We start from the raw sequence: 1,943 nt of genomic DNA on the forward strand, positions 1-1,943 counted from the left end.
ACAGCGGACAATCCTGTTTTCTTCAACCGTGGGTGGCCCGCCCGCCACGGACAGGAGAGAGTCGGATGAAAAGACTGATCTGTACGCTGGTCCTGTTGCTTTCAGTCCTGACATCAAACCAGGCGCAAGCTGCTTCGCTGACAAAGAATACAGTTTCGATAATCCCGCAGCCGCTGGAGCTGAGCGAGACCGGCGGCGAGTTTATCCTCGGACCGTCCTGCACCATTTTCACCGACAGCCGTTTCCAGGCCGAGGCCGCCTACCTGAGCGCCCGTCTGGCCGGACCAACCGGCCTGAGCCTCACGGTCAAACCGCTGGAGGGTGAAACCCCGCCTAAAGGCGCGCTGGTCTTGGCCTGGAGCGCGGACAGCACGCTCGGGGCCGAGGGCTACACACTGGAGGTCAACCCCGAGGCGGTGACCGTGAGCGCCAACGCTCCGGCCGGGGCGTTCTACGGTATCCAGTCGTTCCTGCAACTGCTGCCAGTCGAGGCGTTCGGTCAGACAAAAGCCGAGGGCGTGGCCTGGAAAGCCGCTGGAGTCAAGGTGCGCGACATCCCGCGTTTCGGCTGGAGGGCCTACCATCTGGATGACGCCCGCTGGTACCACGGCGTGGATGAGGTGAAGAAGCTCCTGGACCAGATGGCAGCCCTGAAAATGAACGAGTTCCACTGGTACCTGACCGATGACCAGGGCTGGCGGGTCGAGATCAAGAAATATCCCAAACTGACCGAGGTGGGGGCCTGGCGCAAGGATTCCCAGGTGATGGGCTGGGACAGTCCCAAGCGCGAGGGCAAACCCCACGGCGGGTTCTACAGCCAGGAGCAGATACGGGACATGGTGCGCTACGCCGCCGAGCGGCATATCAACATCGTGCCGGTGGTCAACATGCCGGGCCACGCCACCGCCGCTATCGCCAGTTACCCGGAGATGGGCACGGTCCACGATCCGGTGGAGGTCTCGCCTGTTTTCGGCAAGCTGCCCAGTGTGTTCAACGTGGCGGATGAGAAGGTCTACACGTTCCTGCAGGACATCCTGGACGAGGTGATGGGCCTGTTCCCCTCCAAGGTGATACATCTGGGCGGGGATGAGGTGCTGTTCGACCAGTGGATGGCCTCTCCGGATATCAAAGCATTGATGGAGCGTGAGCATTTGAGCGGACCGGCCCAGGTGCAGATGTATTTCACCAACCGCATGAGCCGTTTCGTGGAGAGCCGCGGACGGCGCATGATGGGCTGGAACGAGATAATGGGCGATGACCTGCACGGCCTGCTCAAGGCTGCCGGGGCGACCGAGGTGAAAGAGCAGTCGGATGGCCGCAGCCTGGCCGTGGGCACGATCGTTCAGTTCTGGAAAGGCGATATCTCCCTGGCCGAGCGTGCGATCCGCGAGGGCCACGATATCGTGAACTCGCTGCACTCCAGCACCTACCTGGACTACGACTACGAGACTATCCCCCTGGCCAAGGCCTACGAGTTCGAGCCGATCCCGCAGGGGCTGGAAAAATCCCTCTGGCCCAAGGTGCTGGGCTCGGGCTGCCAGATGTGGAGCGAGTGGACCCCCACGGCCGAGAAGATCGAGCACCAGAGCTTCCCACGTATCGCCGCCTACGCCGAGGTGGGCTGGACCAACGTCGAGCGCAGGGATTATCCCGATTTCTGCCGCCGCATGGACGCGATGGAGCAGCGCTGGACCCTTCAGAATGTAAATTTCGCCCGCGTGCCGCGCTGAGCGGATCAATGTCGACCTGACCCACCGCGGGCCCCGGCTCAGTCATAGACCGGGGCTCGCGGCGCGGGCCGTACAGCGGACAATCCTGTTTTCTTCAACCGTGGGTGGCCCGCCCGCCACGGACAGGAGAGAGTCGGATGAAAAGACTGATCTGTACGCTGGTCCTGTTGCTTTCAGTCCTGACATCAAACCAGGCGCAAGCTGCTTCGCTGA

At 62.4% G+C, this 1,943-nt stretch carries 1 protein-coding gene; it reads left to right on the forward strand.

Annotated features, from left to right (window positions below; genetic code table 11):
* Positions 1-65: 65 nt before the first annotated feature.
* Positions 66-1,730 carry a beta-N-acetylhexosaminidase gene (locus tag LLH00_12415; protein ID MCE5272071.1) on the forward strand — a complete coding sequence of 555 codons (1,665 nt, stop codon included), beginning with the start codon at positions 66-68 and terminating at the stop codon, positions 1,728-1,730.
* Positions 1,731-1,943 lie beyond the last annotated feature (213 nt).

This window comes from bacterium (assembly GCA_021372515.1).
Taxonomy (GTDB): domain Bacteria; phylum Gemmatimonadota; class Glassbacteria; order GWA2-58-10; family GWA2-58-10; genus JAJFUG01.